The organism is Bacillus sp. NMTD17 (assembly GCF_002998735.1).
In the GTDB taxonomy this organism is placed as follows: domain Bacteria; phylum Bacillota; class Bacilli; order Bacillales; family Bacillaceae; genus Bacillus.
The window spans coordinates 136209-162676 of record NZ_PVRH01000003.1 but is presented as its reverse complement, the minus strand read 5'-3'; the positions used below and the strand labels follow the sequence as shown (position 1 = coordinate 162676).

The 26468-nt window shown below is 42.9% G+C and carries 29 protein-coding genes; 4 read left to right on the top strand and 25 right to left on the bottom strand.

Annotated features, from left to right (window positions below):
* Nucleotides 1-15: 15 nt before the first annotated feature.
* The 6 genes from C6347_RS10440 to C6347_RS10415 form a co-directional block, all read right to left on the bottom strand.
* A complete protein-coding gene (locus C6347_RS10440) occupies nt 16-348 on the bottom strand; it encodes a PTS sugar transporter subunit IIA (RefSeq protein WP_060596797.1) in 333 nt (110 codons plus the stop codon).
* 3 nt (nt 349-351) lie between these two features.
* Entirely contained in the window at nt 352-663 is a 312-nt protein-coding gene (locus C6347_RS10435; protein WP_003215713.1) for a PTS sugar transporter subunit IIB, read from the bottom strand.
* Nucleotides 664-806: 143 nt separating this feature from the next.
* Nucleotides 807-1592, bottom strand: coding sequence for a glucose 1-dehydrogenase (locus tag C6347_RS10430; protein WP_034661209.1), 786 nt, complete (start codon nt 1590-1592; stop codon nt 807-809).
* A 12-nt stretch (nt 1593-1604) separates the two neighbouring features.
* Entirely contained in the window at nt 1605-2453 is an 849-nt protein-coding gene (locus tag C6347_RS10425) for a GRP family sugar transporter (protein WP_181185461.1), read from the bottom strand.
* Nucleotides 2454-2575: 122 nt separating this feature from the next.
* Nucleotides 2576-3985 carry an NADP-dependent phosphogluconate dehydrogenase gene (gndA, locus tag C6347_RS10420; RefSeq protein ID WP_060596800.1) on the bottom strand — a complete coding sequence of 470 codons (1410 nt, stop codon included), beginning with the start codon at nt 3983-3985 and terminating at the stop codon, nt 2576-2578.
* 98 nt (nt 3986-4083) lie between these two features.
* Nucleotides 4084-5340: a DNA polymerase IV gene (locus C6347_RS10415; protein ID WP_106042371.1), complete on the bottom strand. Its 1257-nt coding sequence runs from the start codon at nt 5338-5340 to the stop codon at nt 4084-4086.
* Nucleotides 5341-5446: 106 nt separating this feature from the next.
* On the opposite strand from C6347_RS10415, the gene C6347_RS10410 reads away from it, so the two are divergent.
* Nucleotides 5447-5728: a hypothetical protein gene (locus C6347_RS10410; protein WP_003215677.1), complete on the top strand. Its 282-nt coding sequence runs from the start codon at nt 5447-5449 to the stop codon at nt 5726-5728.
* A 27-nt stretch (nt 5729-5755) separates the two neighbouring features.
* Nucleotides 5756-6574, top strand: a complete 819-nt coding sequence (locus tag C6347_RS10405; protein ID WP_034661213.1) for a membrane protein insertase YidC — start codon at nt 5756-5758, stop codon at nt 6572-6574.
* Nucleotides 6575-6610: 36 nt separating this feature from the next.
* Here the strand turns inward: C6347_RS10405 and C6347_RS10400 are convergent, their stop codons facing one another.
* From C6347_RS10400 to mce, 4 genes are read right to left on the bottom strand one after another with little or no spacing between them, the layout of a single operon-like run.
* Complete coding sequence (locus C6347_RS10400) at nt 6611-7075, bottom strand: chemotaxis protein CheW (RefSeq protein ID WP_060596803.1); 465 nt, start codon at nt 7073-7075, stop codon at nt 6611-6613.
* Between the two features lie 14 nt (nt 7076-7089).
* On the bottom strand, nt 7090-8211 hold the full coding sequence (locus C6347_RS10395; protein WP_060596804.1) for a M20/M25/M40 family metallo-hydrolase: 1122 nt from the start codon (nt 8209-8211) through the stop codon (nt 7090-7092).
* 16 nt (nt 8212-8227) lie between these two features.
* Complete coding sequence (locus C6347_RS10390) at nt 8228-9697, bottom strand: acyl-CoA carboxylase subunit beta (protein ID WP_060596805.1); 1470 nt, start codon at nt 9695-9697, stop codon at nt 8228-8230.
* Complete coding sequence (gene mce, locus C6347_RS10385; RefSeq protein ID WP_060596806.1) at nt 9684-10106, bottom strand: methylmalonyl-CoA epimerase; 423 nt, start codon at nt 10104-10106, stop codon at nt 9684-9686. The genes C6347_RS10390 and mce overlap by 14 nt, the downstream gene beginning before the upstream one ends.
* A gap of 102 nt (nt 10107-10208) precedes the next feature.
* On the opposite strand from mce, the gene prli42 reads away from it, so the two are divergent.
* A complete protein-coding gene (prli42, locus tag C6347_RS19250; RefSeq protein ID WP_149865350.1) occupies nt 10209-10301 on the top strand; it encodes a stressosome-associated protein Prli42 in 93 nt (30 codons plus the stop codon).
* A gap of 38 nt (nt 10302-10339) precedes the next feature.
* Here the strand turns inward: prli42 and C6347_RS10380 are convergent, their stop codons facing one another.
* The 6 genes from C6347_RS10380 to C6347_RS10355 form a co-directional block, all read right to left on the bottom strand.
* Entirely contained in the window at nt 10340-10849 is a 510-nt protein-coding gene (locus tag C6347_RS10380; RefSeq protein WP_060596807.1) for a L,D-transpeptidase, read from the bottom strand.
* Between the two features lie 52 nt (nt 10850-10901).
* A complete protein-coding gene (locus C6347_RS10375; protein WP_034661221.1) occupies nt 10902-11855 on the bottom strand; it encodes an aromatic acid exporter family protein in 954 nt (317 codons plus the stop codon).
* 120 nt (nt 11856-11975) lie between these two features.
* Nucleotides 11976-12698, bottom strand: a complete 723-nt coding sequence (artM, locus tag C6347_RS10370; RefSeq protein ID WP_034661222.1) for an arginine ABC transporter ATP-binding protein ArtM — start codon at nt 12696-12698, stop codon at nt 11976-11978.
* Complete coding sequence (gene artQ, locus C6347_RS10365) at nt 12691-13347, bottom strand: arginine ABC transporter permease ArtQ (RefSeq protein WP_003215691.1); 657 nt, start codon at nt 13345-13347, stop codon at nt 12691-12693. The genes artM and artQ overlap by 8 nt, the downstream gene beginning before the upstream one ends.
* A 126-nt stretch (nt 13348-13473) precedes the next feature.
* The gene (locus C6347_RS10360) at nt 13474-14238 is read right to left on the bottom strand and encodes a transporter substrate-binding domain-containing protein (RefSeq protein ID WP_012010505.1); all 765 of its coding nucleotides are present in this window, start codon (nt 14236-14238) and stop codon (nt 13474-13476) included.
* A gap of 195 nt (nt 14239-14433) precedes the next feature.
* Nucleotides 14434-14871 (bottom strand): BrxA/BrxB family bacilliredoxin, encoded by a 438-nt coding sequence (locus tag C6347_RS10355; RefSeq protein ID WP_034661224.1) that lies wholly within the window; start codon nt 14869-14871, stop codon nt 14434-14436.
* A gap of 171 nt (nt 14872-15042) precedes the next feature.
* Here C6347_RS10355 and C6347_RS10350 point away from each other — a divergent pair, with 171 nt between their 5' ends.
* Nucleotides 15043-15936 carry a YegS/Rv2252/BmrU family lipid kinase gene (locus C6347_RS10350; RefSeq protein WP_060596809.1) on the top strand — a complete coding sequence of 298 codons (894 nt, stop codon included), beginning with the start codon at nt 15043-15045 and terminating at the stop codon, nt 15934-15936.
* A 15-nt stretch (nt 15937-15951) separates the two neighbouring features.
* Here the strand turns inward: C6347_RS10350 and C6347_RS10345 are convergent, their stop codons facing one another.
* The 9 genes from C6347_RS10345 to C6347_RS10305 all read right to left on the bottom strand — a co-directional run bounded on the left by C6347_RS10345 (nt 15952) and on the right by C6347_RS10305 (nt 26372).
* Nucleotides 15952-16245 (bottom strand): YesK family protein, encoded by a 294-nt coding sequence (locus C6347_RS10345; RefSeq protein WP_034661226.1) that lies wholly within the window; start codon nt 16243-16245, stop codon nt 15952-15954.
* 65 nt (nt 16246-16310) lie between these two features.
* Nucleotides 16311-17567: a dihydrolipoamide acetyltransferase family protein gene (locus tag C6347_RS10340; RefSeq protein WP_106036850.1), complete on the bottom strand. Its 1257-nt coding sequence runs from the start codon at nt 17565-17567 to the stop codon at nt 16311-16313.
* Nucleotides 17568-17585: 18 nt separating this feature from the next.
* On the bottom strand, nt 17586-18569 hold the full coding sequence (locus tag C6347_RS10335; protein ID WP_034661229.1) for an alpha-ketoacid dehydrogenase subunit beta: 984 nt from the start codon (nt 18567-18569) through the stop codon (nt 17586-17588).
* A gap of 12 nt (nt 18570-18581) precedes the next feature.
* Complete coding sequence (locus tag C6347_RS10330; protein WP_060596813.1) at nt 18582-19574, bottom strand: thiamine pyrophosphate-dependent dehydrogenase E1 component subunit alpha; 993 nt, start codon at nt 19572-19574, stop codon at nt 18582-18584.
* Nucleotides 19575-19591: 17 nt separating this feature from the next.
* Entirely contained in the window at nt 19592-21016 is a 1425-nt protein-coding gene (lpdA, locus tag C6347_RS10325) for a dihydrolipoyl dehydrogenase (RefSeq protein WP_060596814.1), read from the bottom strand.
* Nucleotides 21006-22127, bottom strand: coding sequence for a butyrate kinase (gene buk / locus C6347_RS10320; RefSeq protein WP_060596815.1), 1122 nt, complete (start codon nt 22125-22127; stop codon nt 21006-21008). The genes lpdA and buk overlap by 11 nt, the downstream gene beginning before the upstream one ends.
* Before the next feature lie 33 nt (nt 22128-22160).
* The gene (gene bcd / locus C6347_RS10315; protein WP_003215658.1) at nt 22161-23255 is read right to left on the bottom strand and encodes a branched-chain amino acid dehydrogenase; all 1095 of its coding nucleotides are present in this window, start codon (nt 23253-23255) and stop codon (nt 22161-22163) included.
* A 25-nt stretch (nt 23256-23280) separates the two neighbouring features.
* Nucleotides 23281-24174: a phosphate butyryltransferase gene (gene yqiS, locus C6347_RS10310; RefSeq protein ID WP_034661238.1), complete on the bottom strand. Its 894-nt coding sequence runs from the start codon at nt 24172-24174 to the stop codon at nt 23281-23283.
* 125 nt (nt 24175-24299) lie between these two features.
* On the bottom strand, nt 24300-26372 hold the full coding sequence (locus C6347_RS10305; protein ID WP_034661239.1) for a sigma-54 interaction domain-containing protein: 2073 nt from the start codon (nt 26370-26372) through the stop codon (nt 24300-24302).
* Between the last annotated feature and the right edge of the window lie 96 nt (nt 26373-26468).

Here is a 26468-nt window from a genome sequence, read left to right as displayed (position 1 = left end):
CCTTGTTTACACCCTTTATTGTTTAAGCGATTGGAAAATCGGCAGGAGCTCTCCCACAAGCTCCTTGATCGTAATGGTGGACATTAAGTGATCTTCGGCGTGCATGAGCAATAAGGAGAAAGGCGTTTTCTCCCCGCCTGCCTCTTGCTGCACGAGTTGAAAATGGATACCATGTGCATGACGTAAATCTTCTTCCGCTTCTTTCATGAGACCAAATGCCTCATCTTCTTGACCTTCTCGAAATTGTTTAAGAGATTGAAGCAATTTGCTGCGTGCATTTCCACTGTGTAAGATCAATTGAAAACTGACTTGTTCCTCTGTGAGCCCTTCGAGTGTTTTCTTTTCCATTCTTTACGATTCCTCCATCAATGTAACGGCTTGTTCATACGCTTTTTGTCCATCGGCAAGCCCGTACGCCTGCATATCTATGACCTCTACTGCAATCCCGTATTTTGTTGCTTCTTTTTGAAGATCCCCTTTTAAAAAGCTCATTTGCGGTCCAATTAACACAACATCCGCATTCGCCATTTCTTTTCTCGCTTGATCTTGCCCAACTGCCCAAATTTCTGCCTCGTCCCCTATTGAGTCGGCATGAGCCTTCATCTTTGTAACTAGTAAACTCGTAGACATTCCTGAACTGCATGCTAATAAAATACGTTTCATTTCTCTCACCCCATTGTTGTAATAAAAGCGCTTCCATTTAATATTATATATTTTTATTTTTAAATGTCTAGACATTTAATTTTATTTGTCTGTATTTTATATAAAAAAAGAGCGTCATGTGTGTACGCTCTTTGTCTTTCTCCCTATCCTTTTCCTGCCTGGAAGCCAGGATACTTTGTCATGCCGCCGTCCACATAGAGCGTCAAGCCTGTGACATAGCTTGCCTCTTTTGACGCCAGCCAGACAGCACATGCTGCCACTTCTTCCGGCTTTCCAATATAGCCGATGGGGATCAATTCAATCACGCCTTTTTTCAATGCGGGATCATCGAATTTTTCCGCATTGATCGGGGTATCGATGGCGCCTGGTGCAATGCTGTTTACACGGATTTTTTTAGGGGCGTATTCTAGTGCCAGCGTTTCTGTCAGCAGCTTGGCGCCCCCTTTACTTGCTGCATAATGAACGAAATGAGGCCAAGGGATTTGCTGGTGAACCGACGACATATTGATGATCGATCCTTCTATCCCGTGATCTGTCATATACTTCAGTGCATCACGGCAGCCGAGAAACATACCTGTTAAATTAGTCGACATGACTTTGTTCCAATTATCCAGCGTCATTTCTGTGGAAGGCACTTCGTTTTCAATACCTGCGTTATTGATCATGACATCAAGGCTGCCGTACGTATGAATGGCTTTATCAATCATTGCCCGCATATCCTCTTCCTTTGATACATCTCCCTTGATTTTCACAGCCTGGCCGCCATTTTTTTGAATATCCGCAATGGTGTCATCCGGATTTTCTTGATCTGAGAAATAATTGATCACCACATTGGCTTTTTCTTGTCCAAACCGGCGCGCCATTGCTTGCCCTATTCCTGTGCCGGCTCCTGTAATCAGGACTGTTTTTCCTTCTAAATCTGGATACATTCGTTTACCCTCCTATTTTGTAAAGCCTAGCAGCACGCCGCCTGCAATGATCATCAAGCAGCCTGCAATGACAAAGCTTGTTCTGGATGCTTTCTCTTTTAATAAGTAAATGCCGCCTAATGTTGAGATGACAATCCCTGTCTGTGACATCGAAAAGCTTACGGCTACGCCAATGAGCGGAATGGCCAAAAGAAGCCCAAGATTTCCTGTCGACCAAACCAAACCGGCAATGATATTTTTAAACGTATATTTACTAAACGGGTTCTGTTTTAGACTAATCGCCAAGGATGAAAGCAGCATACCGACCGATTGCGGAACGAGGGCAGACCACCCATCAATATGAAACCATCTTAAAATGACGACATATCCGACATAGCCAACCGTTGAGATGAGCAGAATAATGATCCCTTTTTTGAAATTGCCTCCACCGTTCCCGCCGCCATTCTTCTTTTGACCGAGCGATGTCATCACAACACCTGCAATAATCAGTAAAATGGCGCAAGAACCAATGAGTATGACCGTCATCGTTTGCCATTCTTTAAAAACCATGACACCAAATAAAGTAGTGCTCACAAGCTGCATGCCTGTTGACAAAGGAACCGCCTTCGAGACTCCGAGAAACGCAACACTTGAAAGCTGATTCATTTGTCCAATGCTCCAAAAGATGCCTGAAATCACAGAAACCGCAAAAATAAACGGTGTCAGCTCTGGCATTTTGATGAAGAAGGCTGCAATTGAAAATAAAAATGCGCCAAGCGTAATGCCGAGCGTTTGCTGGTATGCATTCCCGCCAAGTTTGACACTGATCAGAACAATACTTCCCCAAAATATTGCTGGGAGAAGTGCATATAAGATGCCCACTTCTATCCCTACTTTCTTTTCTTTTTTACATAGCATCCCTCTTTTTCGCATTTTTAGCCGAAAAGATGCAAACACAAAAAAACCTTACCAATCCAATGGTAAGGTTTTTCTGACGTTCTATTTTATTTCATCCATTCCGTATGGAAGACGCCTTCTTTATCTGTGCGCTCATACGTATGTGCACCGAAATAGTCACGCTGCGCTTGAATTAAGTTCGCTGGCAGGACAGCTGTGCGATAGCTATCAAAGTAAGCAAGTGCACTTGAGAATGAAGGAACAGGAACTCCTTGCTCCACTGCAAGTGAAATGACTTTACGAAGTGATGATTGATAGCTTTGAGCAATATCCTTAAAGTAAGGATCTAGCAATAGGTTTTTCAGTTCAGGGTTACGGTCATATGCTTCTTTAATTTGTTGTAAGAAGGCTGCACGAATGATACATCCACCGCGGAAGATCATCGCAATTTCACCGTATTTTAAATCCCAGTTATATTCATCAGATGCTGCTTTCATTTGCGCAAAACCTTGAGCATACGAGCAGATTTTACTCATGAATAGGGCTTTTCTAACAGCTTCGATCAGCTCTTGTTTATTCTCAGCTGATTGCGTTGGCTCAGGACCTTGAATTGATTGACTTGCTTCTACACGCTCATCTTTCATTGCTGAAATATAGCGCGCAAAAACAGACTCAGTAATGATTGGAAGCGGGACACCTAGATCAAGAGAACTTTGGCTCGTCCATTTTCCAGTTCCTTTTTGACCAGCTTTATCTAAGATGACATCCACAAGCGGCTGGTTTGTTTCTTCATCCACTTTTGTGAAAATATCCGCTGTAATTTCGATTAAATAGCTGTCAAGCTCGCCTTTATTCCACTCTGAGAATACTTCATGAAGCTCCTCTGCTGATAAGCCAGCCACATGCTTCAAGATAAAGTATGATTCAGAGATCAATTGCATGTCTCCGTACTCGATGCCGTTATGGACCATTTTGACATAATGTCCTGCTCCATCTGGGCCGATATACGTTGTACATGGCTCGCCATCTACTTTCGCAGAGATCGCTTCTAAAATTGGTTTCACTAGCTCATGCGCTTCTTTTTGACCGCCTGGCATGATAGATGGACCTTTTAGTGCACCTTCTTCACCGCCAGAAACACCTGTACCAATGAAGTGGATACCACTTTCCGCAAGCTCTTGATTACGTCTTTGCGTATCCTTGTAATATGTATTTCCACCATCAATTAAGATGTCACCTTTCTCTAGGTGAGGAAGTAATGATTGAATGGTTGCATCCGTTGCTGCACCAGCTTTTACCATTAAAAGAATTTTACGCGGTGTTTCAAGCGACTGAACAAATTCTTCAATGCTGTATGTGCCTACAACGTTTTTTCCTTTTGATTCTTCGAGAAACTCTTCCGTTTTGCTGCTAGATCTGTTATAAACGGACACGGAGAAACCGCGGCTTTCAATATTAAGGGCAAGGTTTTTCCCCATAACGGCTAGTCCAACCACACCGATTTGTTGTTTTGACATAATTCTGACGTCCCTTCTAACACACTATATTGATTACTGCTGAAATGATGTACCCTTTGAAATTACCACAACACCACCTCTTTTATCAAGTTTTCAGGCTAGTCATTTCCTTTTTCGTCCTGAAAAAAGTCTTTATTAAAACTTGTTCCGCTTGTTTTGCTCTCTTTTTCCTTGATAGTCATTCCTCTTTGAATGAGTGATTTGCCATATTTTTCTTTCAGCCCTTCTAAAACGGTTTGGAGAGGCTCTTCTTTTGCATCTTCTGTATAGGAAAATAAATCAAGCTGTTTAACAGCTGCTTTTCGTTCTACAAGGTCTGTCCCCGTCACACCCAAGAGCCTCACGGGCTGGTCATTCCAATGTTTAAGGAATAACTGCTTTGCTGCCTCAAATAAGTCTTCCTTTCGATCCGTTGGATTCGTGAGTGTGACACTTCGCGTGATATTTTTCCAGCTTGCGTACCGTATCATGATGAGAAGCCGATTTGCCATCACTTCTTTTCTCCTTAATCTTGCACTCACAGATTGTGACAGCTTATCAATTAACGTGACAAGTTCATCTGGATCGTCAGAATCATGAGGAAGGGTTGACGAATTACCGACGGATTTAAATTCGTATATCCTTTCTGGGTCCACGATACTGTCATGTTCACCATTCGCCTTTTGCTTTAATCTCGGTCCATTGATGCCCAGTAATTCCTTTAGCGTATACTCATTTGCTTTCGCTAAATCTTCAATGGTATGAATGCCAATCGTTTTCAATTTATCTGCCGTTTTCTGTCCAACTCCGTGCATGTCACCCGCTGGCAGCGGCCAGAGCATTTGGGGCACATCTCGTTTACGTAAAATGGTGATGCCCATTGGTTTTTTCCAATTAGACGCCATTTTCGCTAAAAATTTATTCGGTGCAATGCCAATACTTGAAGGAAGCATGAGCTCCTCTACAAGCCTCGTTTGAATATCATGAGCCGTTTTCACCGCGTGCTCGGCATAAGGCGTATGCGTTAAATCAATATAGCCCTCGTCAATGGATACGGGTTCGACTAAATCGCTGTATTCTCTTAGTATCGTAAACATCTCTTGTGAGGAGCTGCGGTACCGGTCAAAGTTAGGTGTACGGACAATCAGCCCCGGACAAAGCCGCTTCGCTTCCCATAACGGCATCGGGGGCTTTACACCTAGTGCTCTTGCCTCGTAGCTGCACGTCACAACAATCCCTTTACGCTCTTTCGCATTTCCGCTAATGGCTAAAGGTTTCCCTCTCAAAGAAGGATCATACGCCATTTCGACAGATGCATAAAAACTATTCATATCAATATGAAAAATAATTCGACCCTTCCTTTGAGAATCACCCATTTGCCTGCCTCCTACATTTATTGACTCTTGTTACTTCATGTTTGTTCCAATAGACATTTCATATAGTGTATAGTACACTGTGAGTAATGAAATGGATGTGATAATCATGATTATTGATACATTCAATGAAGTCTTTTTCCTTGTTGAATTCTTTACGATTATTCTTCCAGCGCTGACGGCTATCGGCATTGCGTTTTTATTAAAAGACTGCCGTATGAACGAACACCTCGGTGGACATCGTTTGGAAGAGTTGGACGCATCTTTATTGAACCGAACAGACTTTCTGTTTATCATATATGATCGCATTACAACTTGGATTAGTAAAGTCATTCGAATGAAACGATCATCAAATGATGATGAAGACCATTCGCTTCCTCTCTCTAATTAATTTTTTAAAAAATGAGGAGGAAACGAATTGAAACGTTTATTGACGATTTGTACGACTTTATGTTTAATGATGATTGCCTCACCTGCTTTTGCAGCGAGTGGGCAAACGAATGCGAGCTCTGATGGGTTTTTCCATCATTATTTTGTCCAGCCTTTTTCGGAGCTGATCATTTGGCTTGCGAACTTCTTCCATGATGATTATGGTTTATCGATTATGTTCGTGACCTTGATCGTCCGCCTGCTGATTTTCCCTCTTTTTGCGAACCAATTTAAGAAACAAAGAGTCATGCAGGAGAAAATGGCACTGGTGAAGCCTCAAATTGACCAAATTCAAAGCAAATTGAAGAAAACGAAAGAACCTGAAAAACAAAAAGAACTACAAATGGAAATGATGAAAGTATACAAAGAGAACAATGTGAACCCGCTGGCAATGGGCTGTCTGCCTATGCTGATTCAAATTCCAATTGTTCTTGGCTTTTACTCAGCGATCCGCTCAACACCTGAGATCGCAACACATTCGTTCCTATGGTTTAACTTAGGACAAACCGATCTATTGGTCGCGATCTTTGCAGGCGCCATGTATTTCTTGCAATTTTATGTTACGCAAAGATTTGCGAAGCAATCAGGCACCCAGACAGAAGCTGCGCTGAAGCAAGCCAAAGTCATGGGCATGATTTTCCCAATCATGATGCTGTTTATTTCAATCAATGCACCCGCTGCCCTTCCTTTATACTGGATGACAAGCGGATTACTACTCACAATCCAAACAATTATTTTGAATGTTATGTACCAAAAATCAAAATCGAAAGCTGAGGCAAACGACCAAGCTAGCCCAGCTGCTGAATAAAAATAATCCCCTTATCATCAGATAGGGGGATTTTCTTTATGCCAACTCTTCTTTTAACCGCTTTGGCAGTTGATCGAGGTCATCAATTCTCCCAAGGAACTTATTAGGGTCCACTTGTAAAATCATCTTGTTCTCTCTCTCCACAACGCCGAAGAAATATTCGGAGGCTTTCGTGTTCATATGAAATGGCTTGATCTCGCTTAGCTCGATATCGATAATATCTTTTGCATCTGAGACAAGACAGCCAATCATTTGATCGTTTAATTCAAATAGCAACACCTTGGACTGTTCGTTCACATCAAGAGGCTTTCCGTGAAGCATCACGCCTGTGTCACTTACAGGGATGACTTCTCCTCTTAATGACATCAGTCCTTTAATTTCTTTTGGAAGGTTCGATACTTCTTGTAAATAAGGGACCTTCTCAATCGAACGAATATGCTCTACACTGATGCCAAAATCCTCTTGCCCCACTTGGAAAATAATGATCTTTTGCGTGCTCACAGAGTCTCCTGCCTTTACGATAGATTTGTCGTTTCTTCGATAATGGCGAGAACCATTTCAGCTGTTTTGACTAATTCTTCAATCGGCATTTTCTCATTTTTCGTATGAATATCTTCATATCCAACAGCTAGGTTGACAGTTGGGACGCCGTTTCCTGCAATGACGTTTGCATCACTGCCTCCGCCGCTCGTCTGTAGTTCTGATGGACGGCCAATTTTCGCAGCCGCTTTTTTCGCCACTTCTACGACTTGATCGCCGTGAGAGAATTTGAAGCCTGGATACATGATGTCAATTTGTACATCGGCACTTCCGCCCATTTCTTTAGCGGTTTTTTCAAAGGCTTCTTTCATCTTCGCTACTTGTGCTTCCATTTTTGCAGGTTCTAAAGAGCGTGCTTCAGCAAGGATATCGACTTGATCGCACACAATATTCGTTTGCGTTCCACCTTCAAAACGCCCGATATTCGCCGTTGTTTCTTCATCAATTCGGCCAAGCGGCATGCTGGCAATGGCTTTTGATGCAATGGTAATCGCAGACACGCCTTTTTCAGGTGCCACACCTGCGTGAGCTGTTTTTCCGTAAATGGTTGCGCGTACTTTCGCCTGTGTTGGCGCAGCTACGATAATTGTCCCGACCTTGCCATCTGAATCAAGGGCATAGCCGTATGCTGCTGTCATCAATTTTGGATCTAACGCTTTTGCTCCAACAAGTCCTGATTCCTCACCTGCTGTGATGACAAATTCAATCGTTCCATGCGGTAAATTCTTCTCTTTCAGCACGCGGATGGCTTCAAACATAGCCGCAAGCCCTGTTTTATCGTCAGCACCAAGAATGGTTGTTCCATCTGTCTTCACATAGCCGTCTTCAATGACTGGTTTTACGCCATTGCCGGGAACAACTGTGTCCATATGAGAAGTGAAATAGATAGTATCAGCCTCTTGATTGCCTTCCAGTGTACAGATGAGGTTGCCTGCACCGTGGCCAGTTTTCGCTTTTGAGTCGTCTTCCACCACTTTAAGACCAAGCTGCGAGAATTTTTCTTTTAAGACTTCCACAATTTTCTCTTCGTGTTTTGTTTCCGAATCGATCTGAACCAGTTCTAAAAATTCGTCTAGTAAACGTTTTTCATTGATCATGATGATGCTCCTCCTCTTATAGCGGCATGTTGCCATGCTTTTTTAACGGTCTATCTTCTTCCTTCCTGCGAAGCAAATCAAACGAGCGAATCAATCGCTCTCTCGTTTCATCCGGCATGAAAATATCGTCTATCAGCCCTGCCTGAGCCGCTTTTAATACACTTGGTTCCGTCTCAACCTCGCGCGAAGCAGGATGAACGATTTCGTCTGCGAACGTTTTCCCCATGACATCAATTTCTGCCGCTGGCCATGCATAAACAAAGTCAGCGCCTAAGCCCTTGCTATTCATCGCGACATATGCACCGCCAAACGCCTTTCTTAAAATCACCGTGATTTTTGGAACGGTCGCTTCAGCGTACGCATATAAAAGCTTTGCGCCGTGACGGATAATTCCCGCATGCTCGGCTTTCTCCCCTGGTAAAAAACCAGGGACGTCGACAAGCGTTAAGATCGGAATATGAAACGCATCGCAAAATCGAATAAACCTGGCCGCTTTATCGGCAGCGTCAAGGTCAAGGCTTCCTGCCAACACCTTTGGCTGATTGGCAACTACGCCAATTGGAGCCCCTTTTAATCTGGCAAACCCTGTGACGATATTTTTTGAGAAACAAGGCTGGGTCTCAAAGAATGAGCCTGGATCGATGATCGCTGTCACCACTTGTTTGACATCATAGGTGCGTGATGGATCCTTTGGCAAGATTTTGCCTGGATCAACGGCGTCATGCTTTTGCACTTCAGTGTGCATGTCAGGCTGTTTAGTCGTTGGTATGTACGTTAAAAGTGTTCGAACCGCCTTTAACACGTCCTGCTCATCTTTCCCAGTATAGTGCACATTCCCGCTTGTCTGATGCTGAACACTTGCACCGCCAAGACGGTCAGGACAGACCGTTTCTCCTGTTGCCTTTTCTATTACTTTCGGACCTGTTAAAAACATATGAGCTGTTTGTTCTGTCATGAAGACAAAATCAGTCAAAGCAGGAGAATAGACTGCACCTCCAGCACATGAGCCTAAAATAACGGATATTTGCGGGATTTGACCAGAGTACAGCACATTCCGTTTAAAAATCTGTCCGTATCCTTCTAATGATACCACACCCTCTTGAATTCTCGCACCACCTGAGTCTTTTAGACCGATGACCGGCATCTGATTTTTAGCAGCGAGATCCATTAGAGAAGCAATTTTTTTGGCATGTATTTCGCCTAAAGAGCCCCCATGCACTGTTGCATCTTGTGCATAAACACATACTGGCTTTCCATGAATAAGTCCCGTTCCAATGACGACGCCATCACCGACATGCTCTGACATGCGGCCTGTTGCAAACCTCTGAATTTCCATGAAACTGCCCACGTCAAGAAGTTCATGCAGCCGCTGACATACCGATAGCTTTCCTTTGTTTCTGTGCGCGGCTGCTCGTTTTTCACCGCCGCCCATTAACGCTTTTTCCCGCCATTTAGACAAGTCATTGAACGATTCATTCATTGCCATGTTTTTCTCCTTTCAAGGGCTCGCACAATTCGAATAACACACCAGACGTTTCTTTAGGTGAAATAAATGCAATCTGCTTGCCGCTTGCGCCCTTCTGTGCTGATTTTTGGAGAAGCTGCACGCCAAGGTGTTCAAGATGGTTAAGATCTGCCTGAATGTCTCCTGACTTTAACGCAATATGATGGAGCCCCTCTCCTCTTTTTGTTAAAAAGGTATGTAGTTTACTGCTGTCTGACATTGGTTCAATTAATTCAATGTGCACATGATCAAGTGAAGCGAAGGACGCTTTAATCTCCTGCTCAGGAATCTCTTGTATGTCTGAAAAATGCCAGTTAAACAGCTGATGAAGAAGTTGAGATGTTTGTTTAATAGAAAAGACCGCAATGGCAATATGATCGATTTGATTCATCCGTTCACTTCCTTTGTTGATCACTTGTCGCATTTGAAAAAACCAGCTAGAATAAAGAAAGGTGCGTTCGTCGCAAAAAATCTTCGGTTATAGGGGTGCGATATGTCTCAGAAATTTATGAAATTCATGGTATTGCTCATGATTAGCCTGCTGTTAATTTCTTCACTTTTAGCAGGAGCAGCAACCTTTTTATAAGGTTTCAATAAAAGCAGACAAGCAGGTGATTCGTTCAATCAACGAATGGCCTGTTTGTCTTTGGCAAGCTTTTCAAATGAATCGCTTGATGTTGTAATCCATACTTTTGTTCCAACCGGAAGCTGGTCAAATAGAAGCTCTACATCTTGATTATGAAGTCTCACACAGCCTGCCGTGATAAATTTCCCAATCGATGTTTCGTCACTCGTCCCATGAATTCCGTACGTTCTGCCATCTGTTCCTCGTGCATCAAATCCAATCCACCTTCGGCCAAGAGGGTTATTCTTCGCACCGCCTTCAATATTCTTTTTTCTGTAATAGGGATCTTTCGCTTTGATCATAATGGTAAATTCCCCTTCTGGTGTTAAATCGGCTGTTTTCCCTGTAGAAGCAGGATATATTTTTTGGATTTGTCCTTGATCAATATAGGCAAGTTCATTTGTTTGTTTATTAATAATGACATACGGGTCTCCTGGAAGCGGGTTTTGTCCGAGCGGCCAGATAGGTGAAAGGGACATGGTCAATACGGTATAAAATAAAAGACGCATAGGCTCCTCCTTTTTCATTAGATTGACCAATGAAGGAGGAACTCATGCGTCTCTATTCTTTCATCCCTTTAAAATAGCTTTTCAGTACTAAATATTGTTCCATTTCTCCGAGGAAATGAAAAAGTGCAGCTCTTGCCTCAAACTCTTCTCGTGTTTGCGGCAGCGGAAGCTTATCGAACTCTTCTTTCATATCAATGAGACGTCTTAAAAATTTATGCGCCGTGTTCCCTGGGTGAATATGTTCGCGTAAGTCTCTGACGTATTCGGCAATCATTTGCCCATGCTCTGTTGTGATGGAAATGGACGTGATTTTCGGAAGCACACGCTCAATGATTTCGAATTGCTTTTGCCTCATATTAAAATAATGATAATACAGGTTTTCATGTCTTAGGACATGGTTTTCAACATCACGATATGCGAGAGCTTTCGCTTCTTTGATCAATTGATGTGTCTCTGGTATTTCTTTTCCTGTCCAGTCTTGTTTCCCTGTCATTAAGTATTGCTCGATTTCCTCAAAGATTTTTGCAAAGTTGGCTTCAATCTGTTCGCTGTAGCGTTTGAGCTTTTTATCGACACTTGGCATATACAAGTTCATGATAAGTGCTACGCCAACACCAATTGTTATCAGCAGCAGCTCATTCCAGATGAGGTGAAGGGTAATCCCGCCAGACATGTATAAATGGAGAATGATGACTGAACTTGTGACAATCCCTTCTTTAATGCGGAGCAAAACGGTTGTCGGAATAAAGACAAGCAGCATCAGACCAATCACAAAAGGATGATACCCAATCAGATCGAAAAATAGATAAGAAAATAAAATGGCAAGACTGCATGCTGCAAAGCGGGCTCCCGATGCTAAGAGGGACCTTTTCTTTGTCACCTGAATACACAGAATCGTAATAATCCCGGCAGCCGAATAATTTTGAAGGCCGAGCAGTTGTGCAATATAAATGGCGATCGCTGTTCCTAGTGCTGTTTTCAGCGTTCGGTAGCCGATTTTAAACATGATGTGATTCACTCTTTTCTGTCTTGTTTCCATTCACTTTTGTGAAATGATGAACTTTTTTTACTTTCCCCATTATAATCAAAAAAAGAAGGAGATGTTAAGTCGCCTTCTCTTTTTTCTTTATAATATTTTTTGTAAGAAGTCTTGCGCGCGCTGTGACGACGGCGATTCAAAGAATTGCACAGGGTTTGCATCCTCTACAATTTTCCCATCATCCATAAAGATCACGCGGTCAGCCACTTCTTTTGCAAAGCCCATTTCATGTGTGACGATCACAAGTGTCATTCCAGATTGAGCAAGCTCTTTCATGACCTCTAGGACTTCCTTGACCATTTCTGGATCTAGTGCAGAAGTTGGTTCGTCAAACAGCATGATGTCTGGAGTCATCGCAAGCGCACGTGCAATTGCCACACGCTGCTTTTGACCGCCTGACAAACGGTTCGGAAAATCATCTTTTTTCTCTAAAAGCCCTACCTTTTTCAGCAGATCTTCAGCTTGTTTGATGCTGTCTTCCTTCGATTGATTCTTCACATTCATTGGCGCATACGTGATATTTTCCAGCACGGTTTTATGCGGGAACAGGTGGAAATGCTGAAACACCATTCCGATGTTCTCACGCACTTTGAGTGCATTGGTTTTTGGGTTTGTGATTTCGGTATCCTGAATTGTAATGACACCAGAAGTCGGCTTTTCAAGCAAGTTGATGCAGCGAAGAAACGTCGATTTTCCTGAACCAGATGGTCCAATGACTGCGACAACTTCCCCTTCTTTAATGGTGGTGTCGATCCCTTTTAATACTTCATTTTTGCCAAAAGATTTTGTGAGTTTCTCTATGTTAATCATTTGATTTTAACTTCCTTTCCACCGATTTGCCGACAAAGGTGAGAACAAGCACGATGACATAATAGATGAGACCCGCAAAAATAAGCGGTTCAAGATAATTATACGTGACGGCACCTGCTTGATAGGCTCGTCTCATGACATCTCCCAGTCCAATAACTGTCACAATTGCTGATTCTTTTGTCAGTGTAATCGTTTCATTCACAAGTGCAGGTGAAATATTTTTAAACGCCTGCGGAAGCAATAAGTCCTTCATCATTTTAGCATAAGGGATGCCTAAAGCAACGGCTGCTTCTTTTTGACCTTTATCAATCGCATTAATACCAGCACGAATAATTTCAGATACGTATGCCGCAGAGTTTAGTGAAAATGCGGCTACAGCAGCCCAGTATTGATCGATTTGAAACCCGAGAAGCTGAGGCAGACCAAAATAAATAATGAGCAATTGAAGCACAAGCGGTGTGCCTCGGAAGATGGATGTATAAAAATCTGCAAGCCAAATGAGCGGCTTAAATACACTAATTTTGCAAAGCGTTAATAAAATCCCTAAGATAAATCCAAGAAAAAGTGATACCACAACAATAGAAAGTGTGACCTTAAGCCCTTCTAAAATAAAGGGCATCTGAGGTATTACATCTTTAAAATCTAACATGACAGTCTCCTTTTTTATGCCTTCATACGAAATCAAAAAATAAAACAGGAAAAAAGTTCAACATAAGTTGAACTTTTCAGCGCTTTCTACTGAATTTTCATGAATGACGCTGATCCTTTTCCTGACTTATTTTTCATCAGCAAACCATTTTTTAATTAATTTATCAAGTTCGCCATTGTCTTGCATTTCTTTTAATGATTTATTAAATTTAGCTGTTAAGTCGCTATTTTTCTTGAATGCAATGGCTGAACCTTCGTTTGAACTATTCAATCCAAATGCTTGGAAGTCTTTTTCTTTTTTCAAATAACCAGCAGCTACTTTATCTTCAATAATGGCTGCATCAAAACGACCTGCTTTGATTTCTTGAATGATATCAGAGATTTTATTACGGTCTTCCACTTTTAAGTTATATTTCTTTTGCAAACCGTTTGCTTCATCCTGCTGGATTGAACCTAATTGAACGCCGACTGTTTTATCTTTTAAGTCTTTCTCTGTTTTCATTCCGCTAGATTTCTTTGAGACAACTAAGTTTTTAGCATTGTAATAAACATCAGAGAAATCTAATTGTTTTTTTCGTTTTTCTGTAGGGGTCATGCCTGCAAGGACAATATCAGCTTTATTTGTTTTAAGGGCTGATACAAGGCTTGCAAAATCCATATCTTGAATTTCTAGCTTGTAGCCGTTCTTTTTCGCTAGTGCTGTTGCAAGATCGACATCAAAACCGACAATTTTATCTCCGTCTTTTGATTCAAATGGCGGATAATCTGCCGATGTCGCCATAACGAGTGTTTTGTCATCTCCTGATGCGTTTGAATTATTAGAAGAAGTTCCGCAAGCTGCGAGTGCAGCTGCAAGACCAGCTGTCATAAGTAATAATAACCACTTTTTCATAAGATAATGCCTCCCAGTTTTTAAAATCATGTATTGTTTTGAATATTTATTCACTATAATGTATTTTAAACACTTTCTTTTTAAGATGCAATAGTATTTTGCTAAAATTATTTTGATTCAATGGTCTTATAAAACAAAAAGCAGACCGATCTAAAGACCGGACTGCTTTATATTTCATCATTCAAACGTCACACGTTAAATTTCTTCGCAATGCTCATCGAATGCAGCTTGAAGCTTTGACACGACTTCCATTGGCTCGTGTCCTTCAATTTCATGACGTTCGACCATTTTAATGATCTTTCCATCTTTTAATAATGCAAAGGATGGTGAAGATGGCGGGAAGCCTTCAAAGTATTCACGGGCTCTTGCTGTTGCCTCTTTGTCTTGTCCAGCAAACACTGTCAACAATTGATCTGGACGCTTATCGTAATGAACAGAATAGCCTGCAGCTGGTCTTGCAATACCGCCAGCACATCCGCATACTGAATTCACCATCACAAGTGCTGTGCCTTTTTTAGACAGTGCTTCATCTACCTCTTCAGATGATGTAAGCTCAGTATAGCCTGCCTGTTTGATCTCTTCTCTCGCTTGTTTCACAATATCATTCATAAATAAATTAAAATCAATATTCATTGTCCGTCCACTCCTTTAGCATGCCAAAACCATTTTAACAACATCATATCAAGGAAAACGCCTGCGGGCAAATGTGTTGTCTTTTCATCCCCCCACTTTTTCCGAACATCGTTTATGAGCTGTCAAATTGGGGAAAAGTGATGATAAAGAGATGAAAGGGAGAACTGCGTGATGGCACAATTCAAAAAAGCGATGCTCATTTATAATGGAAATGCTGGACAAAAAAACATGGAAAAAATTCTCGGTCAAACAGTACCTCTTCTTTCTCTACATATTGATGAACTCATTCTTAAACCAACAAAACAGCCAAATGATGCTTATCAATTCTGTCGTGCAATTGATGAGACGATAGAATTGCTGATCATATTAGGCGGAGATGGAACCGTGCATGAATGCATGAATGGCATCGGCGGTTTAGAAAAAAGGCCGGCTGTAGCGATATTACCAGGCGGGACATGCAATGACTTTTCTCGAACGCTTGGTATTCCGCAACAAATGCAAAAAGCCGCTCAAATAATTGTAGACGGCATAGAAAAGAAGGTCGACTTAATCAAAGCAGGAGATCGATACTTGTTAAACTTTTGGGGCATCGGGCTGATTGCAGACACATCCAACAATATTAATGACAAGGAAAAAGCTGTACTCGGCAAAATCAGCTACTTCACAAGTGCCCTGCGCACCTTGCAGCAAACAGATCCTTTTCACGTACGAATTGAAACAGAGGAGGAAAGCTGGGAAGAAGAAGCCGTCATCGTTCTTGTCATGAATGGACATTTCATCGGGACAAATAAAATTGATTTGCCCAATGCAGCAATTGATGATGGGAAAGCAGAAATCTTAATTTGCAGAAATACGAGCTTCTCTGCTCTAAAAGAAATCTTTTCTATGAACCGGGAAGAACTGGAGGATTTCACCGGGGACCTCTCCCTCATTCAAGCATCCAATATTCAGATCCATACAAAGGAGGAAATGGATGCTGATACAGATGGCGAAGTGTATATGACAGCCCCAACTTCTTTAGAAGCGTTAAAACAGCATTTGACCTTTATTGTTCCAGCAGAATAAAGAAAACGCCCGAGATCATTCTTTTTCGGGCGTTTTTTTGATATAGCGTCTGTATAAATATTCAAGTGCATAGCCAAGCAGCGTCCCAGCAAGAAGAGAAATTCCTAAGAGGCTATTTGCTGCTCCTTTAAATCCACCGACAATCAGCAAGCAATACACAATTTGAATCATTGAAACGATTGATATGATGAGTAGTAATCTTTCAGGATGATTGCGTGATTTAGAAATATATCGAAGAAAAGCGAACGCAATTGCTGTGATAAACATGAGCCCAACCGTTAAAAACGCAAAAAAGTCTAATCCAGACATATCACCGCTCCTTTCTCATTATGTAGAAATCCCCCTCTCCATATCGGGAGGGGGACATTCTTGTTTTAGTAAACAGATGTCTGCTCGTCAATGCCTTCAAGGATTTGTTTTATTCGTTGAAGGAATCTGCCGCATACAAGACCATCAAGTACTCTGTGATCTAATGAAAGACAAAGGTTGACCATGTCTCTTGCTGCAATCATGCCGTTTACAATCATTGGACGCTTCACGATCGATTCTACTTGTAAAATCGCCGCTTGCGGGTAATTAATGATTCCCATGGATTGTATAGAACCAAATGATCCCGTGTTGTTTACAGTAAAGGTGCCGCCTTCCATGTCACTTTGCTTCAGCGTTCCTTGTCTCACCTTGGAAGCAAGCTCATGAATTTCTTTGGCGATGCCCTTAATCGTTTTTTCATCCGCATCCTTAATGACTGGAACAAAAAGAGCGTCATCAGTCGCAACAGCAATCGAGACATTGATTGCTTTCTTTTGAACAATTTTATCTCCAGCCCACATGCTGTTCATTTCTGGGAATTCCTTTAAGCCCTGAGCCACTGCTTTGACAAAGAACGCAAAGAACGTCAAATTAAAGCCTTCTTTTGCTTTAAATTGGTCCTTGAGCTGATTTCTTCTTGTCACAAGGTTTGTCACATCGACTTCCATCATCGTCCATGCGTGCGGAATTTCATGTTTGCTTCTCAGCATATTTGCCGCAATCGCCTGCCTAATTGGCGTGACTGGCAGTTCAACATCACCAGGCATTGTAGAGACGGAAGGGGCCGCTTTTGGTTTTGATGGCTGCGCAGGCTCCGGCTTTACCGCCTGTTCATTAACAGGTGCTGCCTTCTCTTGTACGCCGCCGTTTTCAATGAGCTGAAGTAAATCTTTTCTTGTGATTCGTCCGCCTGCTCCGGTTCCTTGAACAGCCGCTAAATCAATGCTGTGCTCATCTGCTAAACGAAGGACTGCTGGAGAGTAGCGTTTCTTTTGACTTTGATTCTCTTTTGTTTGATCTGCTTCAGGTGCTTCACTTTGCTCAGGTGCCGCTTCTTCTTTCGCACTCTGCTGCGAGCTGCCCTCTACTTCAATTTCACAGAACACTTCTCCTACTTGCAGCGTATCGCCTTCTTCAGCCGATAGCTTTGTAATCGTTCCTGTAAAAGATGACGGGACTTCTGCGTTCACTTTATCCGTCATGACTTCCGCAATCGGATCGTATTTATTCACATGATCGCCAGGTGAAACGAGCCATTTGCTAATGGTTCCTTCTGTTACACTTTCACCTAGCTGAGGCATTTTCATTTGTTCAATTGCCACTTGAAACCCTCCTCTTTCTTAAAACGCCGCTAGCTCTCTCATTTCAGCTTCTACCTTATCTGGATTGACCATGAAGAATTTTTCCATTGGCGGCGCATAAGGCATTGCCGGGATTTCTGGTCCGGCTAGACGTTTGATTGGTGCGTCTAAATCAAATAAGCAATGCTCCGATATGATCGCCGCTACCTCACTCATGATGCTGCCCTCTTTTGTATCTTCCGTTAGAAGAAGCACTTTGCCTGTTTTTGATGCCGCTTCAATAATGGCTTCCTGATCGAGCGGGTACACTGTTCTCAAATCGAGAATATGCGCAGAAATGCCGTCTTTCGCAAGGCGGTCTGCTGCTTGCAGCGCAAAATGGACACAGAGGCCATATGTAATGACCGTGATATCATCGCCTTCACGTTTCACATCTGCTTTTCCAATAGGGAGTGTGTAATCCTCCTCAGGTACTTCTCCTTTGATGAGACGGTAGGCACGTTTGTGTTCAAAGAACAATACAGGATCTGGATCACGCACCGCAGCCTTTAAAAGACCTTTTACATCATAAGGTGTAGAAGGCATGACAATCTTCAAACCAGGCTGATTGGCAAAAATCGCTTCAACCGATTGTGAATGATAAAGCGCCCCGTGTACACCGCCCCCGTAAGGTGCGCGGATGACCATTGGACAGCTCCAATCGTTATTTGAGCGGTATCTGATTTTCGCAGCCTCTGAAATGATTTGGTTGATTGCAGGCATAATGAAATCCGCAAATTGCATCTCCGCAATTGGGCGCATTCCATACATCGCTGCCCCAATACCTACACCAGCAATGGCTGATTCTGCAAGAGGTGTATCCATGACGCGCGCCTCTCCGAATTGCTCATAAAGACCCGCTGTCGCTTTAAATACGCCGCCCTTTTTCCCGACATCCTCTCCGAGCACAAACACTTTTGGATCTCGTTCCATTTCTTCTTTCATCGCCAGTGTAATGGCGTCTATATATGACATAACAGGCATTTTTCTTCCCCCTTACTCCGCATACACGTAACGAAGTGCGCTTTCTGCATCAGCATAAGCAGCGTTTTCCGCTTCATCAGTCGCTTCGTTTACGATTTGCATGATTTCTTTTGTCATCTCTTCTTTCATTTCAGAAGTCATGACGTTTCCTTCAATTAAATACGTTTCATATTGGATGAGCGGATCTTTCTTTCTCGCTTCGAGCACTTCTTCTTTTTCTCGATAGCTTGAATCATCATCATCACTTGAATGCGCAGTTAAACGGTAAGAGATCGTTTCAATCAACGTTGGCCCTTCGCCTCTTGCCGCACGGTCTCTCGCTTCTTTGACAGCGGCATATACTTCAAGCGGATCATTGCCATCAACGGTTACACCAGGCATTCCGTACCCAATTGCACGATCTGAAATGCGTTCACATGCCACTTGTTTGTCATACGGCACGGAAATCGCGTACTTATTGTTTTCACACATGAAAATAACAGGCAGCTTATGCACAGCAGCGAAGTTAGCACCTTCGTGGAAATCACCTTGGTTTGAAGAGCCCTCACCGAACGTGACAAAGCTGACAAAGTTTTTCTGCTCCAGACGTCCAGCAAGTGCAATCCCCACTGCATGAGGAACCTGCGTTGTGACAGGTGAAGATCCCGTCACAATTCGATTTGATTTTTGTCCAAAATGACCTGGCATCTGTCTTCCGCCCGAGTTTGGATCGTCTTGTTTTGCGAAACCAGACATCATTAAATCTTTGGCTGTCATCCCAAATGCGAGGACAACCCCCATATCACGGTAGTAAGGTAAGACGTAATCCTCTTCTCTATTGAGAGCAAAAGCAGCACCGACTTGCTGCGCTTCCTGCCCTTGACAAGAAATCACGAATGGAATTTTACCAGAACGGTTTAAAAGCCACATCCGTTCATCAATTTTCCTTGCTAGAAGCATTGTTCTATATATATCAATTGCTTGTTCATCTGATAATCCTAATTCCTGATGACGCATGTTACTCATCCTATTTCCCTCCTTGATTAAAAATGGATCGCCTTCCCGTCAACAGCAAGAGCTGCCTCACCAATCGCCTCTGATAAGGTTGGATGCGGGTGGATCGTTTGCCCCACTTCCCACGGCGTTGCATCAAGTACTTTGGCTAATCCAGCTTCAGATATCATATCTGTTACATGAGGACCAATCATATGAATCCCTAAAATATCATCTGTCTTTTGATCGGCAATGATTTTGACGAATCCATCAGATTCCCCGTACACAAGCGCTTTACCGATCGCCATAAATGGAAATTTTCCCATTTTCACTTCGAAGCCTTGCTCTTTTGCCGCCTGTTCAGTGAGTCCAACACTAGCGGTTTCTGGGTGAGAGTAGACACATTTAGATACGAGCGTTTCATCGAGCGGCTTTGGATCTTTCCCAGCCATATGTTCCACAGCAATCATGCCTTCGTGTGAAGCCACATGTGCCAGCTGAAGCCCGCCAATGACATCTCCTATTGCGTAAATATGCGATTCTTTCGTTTGATAATGTTCATTCACGACAATGCCTTGTTTTTCTGTTTGGATGTCCGTGTTTTCAAGACCAATGCCTTCAATATTTGGTACTCTGCCGACTGAAAGAAGAAGTTTTTCCGCTTCAAAAGTCTGAATGTCTCCATCCTTTTCTGCTTGAATCGTCACGAGATTCTCCTGCTTTTTGATGGTATCTGGCAGTACTTTCGCATTTTTCACAAAGGTGATGCCTTTTTTAGATAAAAGCTTTTCCATTTCTTTAGAAATGTCATGATCCTCTGTTGGCAATATGCGATCTGCAAATTCAATCACAGTCACCTTCACACCAAAATCATTGAGCATGGAAGCCCACTCAATTCCGATCACCCCGCCGCCGACAATGAGCATTGACTGTGGAAGCTCTGGCAGTTCAAGTGCATCATCTGATGAAAGAATGTGCGTCCCATCTGCTTCAAGCCCAGGCAGCACCCGTGGTCTTGAACCTGTCGCAATAATGACCTGCTTTGGAATGAGCATTTCATTTTCATCTCCATTTGCCATTTCTACGGAGATGGTTCCTGGCATTGGCGAAAAGATAGATGGACCAAGGATACGGCCGATCCCTTCATAGACATCAATTTTTCCTTGTTTCATTAAGTGTTTGACGCCGCCTGCTAGTTTCTCTACAATCTCTGTTTTTCTTTTCTGCACATTGGCAAATTGCAAGGCAATGCCGTTTGCCTCAACGCCAAAATCAGCAGCACGTTTGACGGTTTGATAGACTTCTGCACTTCTAAGCAGCGCTTTAGACGGAATGCATCCTTTATGCAGACATGTTCCGCCAAGCTTTTCTTTTTCTACAACTGCTGTTTTCAATCCAAGCTGTGAGGCACGGATGGCCGCTACATAGCCGCCTGTGCCTCCACCAAGAATGACGAGGTCATATTCAGTTGCCATGACTTGTCACTCCTTTCTTCATTCGTTGATCATTTGGGTATTCTTTCGGTGATTCTTCTTCTTTTAAAATACGAAGTGCACCTTCTGCTAAGGATTGCAGTTCATTTTCGCCTGGATACACGACAACATCTGAAATCCAGTCAATGTATCCTCTAATACTTGATGTAATTTGTTTGCTGTACGCAAGTCCGCCTGTTAACACAATGACGTCAACTGCTCCTTTTAAGACAGCACTAGCCGCACCGATTTCCTTGGCAATTTGATAGCACATCGCTTCATAAATCAGCGCCGCCCGTTCATCGCCTGCTTCAATCATGCGCTCCACTTTCACAGCATCTGTCGTGCCAAGGTAGCCCGCAAGTCCGCCTTCACCAATAATGCGTTTCAGCATTTCCTCTTGGCTATACTCACCAGAAAAGCAAAGATTGACGAGGTCACCTGTTGGCAGGGTCCCCGCTCGCTCCGGGCTGAAAGGTCCTTCGCCATGCAGTCCGTTATTGACATCAATGACTTTTCCTTTTTCATGTACACCAATGGTGATGCCGCCGCCCATATGCGTAATAATCATGTTCAAATCTTCGTAACGCTTCCCAAAGGATGCAGCCGTTTTTCTTGCGACTGCTTTTTGATTTAATGCATGGAAGATGCTTTTTCTTTCAATCGTTGGCAGCCCTGAAATACGAGCAATTGGTTTTAGTTCATCCACCACAACTGGATCGACAATAAAAGCTGGGATGTTCAGGCCAAGTGCAATTTCTCGTGCAATGATACCGCCCAGATTTGATGCATGCTGGCCGGCATATCCTTCTTTCAGGTCTTCCACCATTTGCTCATTGACTTCATATGTGCCTCCTTCGATAGGCCGGAGAAGGCCGCCGCGTGCGCACACTGCATCAAACTTTGAGATGTTCATCCCTTGTTCATGCAGCGTTTTCAGGATTGTTTCTTTACGAAATGAAAATTGATCAATGATATGTGGGAATTGCTTTAATTCCTCATCTGTATGTCTGAGTGTCGTTTCAAAAATAGATCGTTCATTGTGAAACACACCGATTTTTGTTGAAGTAGAGCCAGGATTAATTGTGAGAATACGCCATTCTTTTGTCAGCAAAAACAAAACCTCCGTTTCAACTCATTCTTCAAATTAGCGACGACTTAAAATATGTTGACCATTTTGCAGGAATTGGCTTCTTGATTTGCGCATTCTTTCAATTCGCTCCTCTGCCAATCGGTCTGCCGCTTTATAAGTTGGAATGGCATCACGGTTTGAAATTTCAATGACACGTTCAATATTTTGGTAAATACCTTCCACTTTTTTCATCGCACGATCTGCATTATAGCCATAAAGCTCATCAGCAACGTTAATCACGCCGCCTGCATTGATCACATAATCAGGTGCATAGACAATGCCCATTTCATGGATAAGATCGCCGTGATGCGTTTCTCTCAGCTGGTTATTGGCTGCACCTGCGATGACCTTTGCTTTCAACTTAGGAATCGTTACATCGTTAATCGTTGCACCAAGTGCACATGGTGCATAAATATCACATGCTTGATCATAAATATCGTCAGGGTCTACTGCTTTTGCACCAAAGTCTTCAACAGCTCGCTTTACAGAGTCTTTGTTGATATCTGTGACAATTAGCTGTGCACCTTCTTCGTGCAGGTGTTTACACAAATTGTAGGCCACATTCCCAACACCTTGGACAGCAATTGTTTTTCCTTCTAATGAATCGGTCCCAAATGCAGCTTTGGCAGCAGCTTTCATCCCTTTATATACACCGTAAGCCGTAACAGGAGACGGATTTCCGGAAGAACCAAATGCAGGAGAAATACCTGTCACAAAGTCTGTTTCTTCATGAATAAGATCCATGTCTTCTACCGTTGTACCGACATCCTCCGCTGTGATATAGCGGCCATTCAATCCTTGAATGTAGCGTCCAAACGCACGGAACATTTCTTCATTTTTATCTTTTCTCGGGTCACCGATGATGACTGTTTTCCCGCCGCCAAGATTCAGGCCTGCTGCTGCGTTTTTATAAGTCATCCCTCTTGCTAGACGTAACGCATCTTCGATCGCTGCTTCTTCGTTTTCATACGTCCACATTCTCGTCCCGCCTAGTGCTGGCCCAAGTGTTGTATCATGAATAGCAATAATGGCTTTTAAGCCAGACTGTTCATCCTGACAAAACACAAGCTGCTCATAATCGTATCGTTCCATATATTTAAAAAGTTCCATTGTTTATTCCTCCTATGACTTCCGCTTAATTTGATGTACAGATGGCAAGTGCAATTGAATAAAGCTTACTTTCAGCTGTATCCGATCGGCTTGTTAAGGCAATCGGCGCCTTCGCTCCTGCCACCACAGCTCCCACCTTTGCATGTGCAAAGTAGATGAGAGATTTATAAAGAATGTTCCCTGCTTCAATCGTTGGCACAAGCAAAATATCTGCATGACCGGCGACATCACTCGTAATATTTTTATGAGAAGCTGCCGTTTGAGAAATGGCATTGTCTAAAGCAAGAGGTCCATCAATGAGGCAGCCAGAAATTTGACCTCGCCTATTCATTTGTGCCAGACTTGCCGCTGTCAAAGTTGAATCCATTGCCGGGTTCACGACCTCTACCGCAGATAACACTGCCACCTTTGGCATGTCGTTTCCGACAGCTTGTGCTACTTGAACAGCATTGATCGTGATCTCTTTGAGCATATTTAAATCGGGCGCGATGTTCATCGCAGAATCCGTGACATAAATAAAACGATCAAAGCCCGGCACTTCGAATGCCGCGACATGTGATAGGACACTCGCTGTCCGCAGCCCGTACTCTTTATTCAGTACCGCTTTTAAAAGAACGGCTGTCGGGACATGCCCCTTCATCAATATATCTGCATGCTTCTCACTCACTGCCTGCACGGCAATTTTGGCTGATTCTTCAGGAGAATCCGAATGAATAATATCTATCCAGTCCTCATTGATCTCATGCTGTTTCACCAGCTCCTTCAGGTTGCGTTTGTTCCCAACCAGCAGGAAGCGAGCGACCTTTCGTTCAATTGCCATCTTGATGGCATGAAGCACTTCTTCGTCTTCTGCATGAGCCACAGCAGCAGTTTTATTTTGCAGCTGGGCGGCTTTCATAATCAGATCGTCAAGCTTCATATATGTCCACCTTTCCTTATGCTCGGTTCATGGTTTTCATATGCAAGTTCTGTGCCAGCTTGAAATGCAGCGACATAAGGCATTTCGCATGAAATACATGCAATTTTTTGCAGGTAACATGCATTTTATTGCATGCTATCTTTTGCAAGTTGATATTTATCCATTTTATAGTAAAGGTTTCGAATGCTAATCCCTAACGTTTTCGCTGTTTTCGTGCGGTTGAATTGATGCTTTTCAAGGGTTTGTTTAATCAGCTGCGCTTCAAATGCCTCAACAGCATCCGAAAGTGTCTCTCCCTCAAATTGACTGACAGCCAGTTCCTGCTGCTCTTTTTCTTCCTGCTCTTCTGACTCCATGAAGGAAATATGATCTTCATCGATCCATTCTTCTTGCGGGTTCAAAAAGATCATGGCTCGTCCAAGGACATTTTCCAGTTCTCTTACGTTTCCAGGCCAGCTGTAGGATCGAAGTCTATCGAGCGCCCCTTCCGTTAAGCCGCTCACATTTCGTCCATAGTCTAAATTGATCTTCTGGATGAGACGTTTGCTTAAGGAGTCAATATCTTCAAGGCGCTGCCTTAGCGGCGGAATAGAGATCGGATATCTGTTCATGCGATAATATAAGTCCTCTCTGAACTTTCCTTCCGCCATCGCTTTTTCAATATTGACATTTGTTGCGGTGATCACACGTACATCAACAGGGATGGCTTTTGTTCCGCCTACTCTGACAATTTCTTTCTCCTGCATGACGCGTAATAATTTCGCTTGTGTACTTGGCGTCATTTCACCAATTTCATCCAAAAAAATACTGCCGTGATTTGCCTCTTCAAACAGCCCTTTTTTACCGCCGCGCCTTGCACCAGAAAACGCTCCTTCCTCGTAGCCAAAAAGCTCTGACTCTAAAAGGGTTTCCGATAAGGCCGCACAGTTGACTCTTACAAAGCGATTATATTTCCGGTCACTTTCATTGTGTATAGCGTGCGCGAACAGCTCTTTCCCAGTACCTGATTCTCCCCTGAGTAAGATGGTGGCTGGTGTTTTTGCCCCTAGCTTTGCCTGCTCAAGTGCCACAAGCATTTGCTCACTTTCTCCAATAATGTCTTCAAATGTGTACTTTGCCTCAAGTGTCCGGATGAGCTGTCTTGCTTTATTCAATTCATTGGTGAGTGATTGAATTTCTGATACGTCATGAATGACGCCGACACTGCCTTTTAGAATGCCATCAACGATCACTGGCGCTACGTTGACGATCACATCCTTCTTATTTGGTCCGACTTTCATTCTAACGCCTCGAACCGGCCTTCTCGTTTCAAGCACCTTCAAATGCATGCTTTCGCCTTCAGAAATATCCGCACCTGCTGGTTTGCCCACAACTTCTTTGTCTGTTAACCCCGTCATTTTCGTGTAAGCTCGGTTGATTAAAATTCCTTTCCCCTGCTCATCTACGACGGATATCGCTTCATCCGATGATTGAATAATAGCCTCAAGCATTGTCCGCACTTCTTTGAGGTTTGTGACTTCCTCCGCAAGCTCCACCGCATCTGTAATATCTTTGAAGATCGATAAAGCGCCCAGCATTCTTCCTGCGTCATCAATAATTGGCAAACGCGTTGTGACAATTTGTATTTGCTGATTCAGAAATTGTTTTTGATTAAATTCAGGCTCCCTCGATCTTAAAATATCGGGAAGCTTTGTGTTTGGAATGACTTCACGTATGTGACGGCCAATCGCATCTTTTTGCGAACATCCAACCATTTTGGCAGCCGACCGATTAAATAGGACGACTTCTTCATCCATATTAATAAAAATCATGCCATCGTTCGTTGCATTAAAAATGCGGTCATGTTTATAGGTTTGTTCCTTTAATATTTGAATGAGCTGATGCTTTTCTGACATTAATTCTGATATGACGTATGCCATCGAACTCGGAACAATGACAGCATGCTCTCGTTTTTCTTTCATCAGTTCTTTAAGCACAGCTGAACTGCCCGTTGTTTCAATGATGATATCAATGTCATCTTTTATGTATTCTTTCCAATCCGTTGTCGTATCGATTCCATTCTTTTTCGCTTCTACCATCCCCGGTGCCCCAAGATCAAGGTCGGCGATCGCAACGATTTGAATCATATTTGTTTTCAGCAATGTTTCAAGCAATATTGATCCACCGTGTCCTGCACCGACAATCAAGACTCTCTGCATCCCGTTACCCCTTTATATGAAAAAATTTGCACACCATATTTTTCCGTTGCAAAAAATTGCACAACTCTTATATTACCACGTTTTCCTTTCTTGACA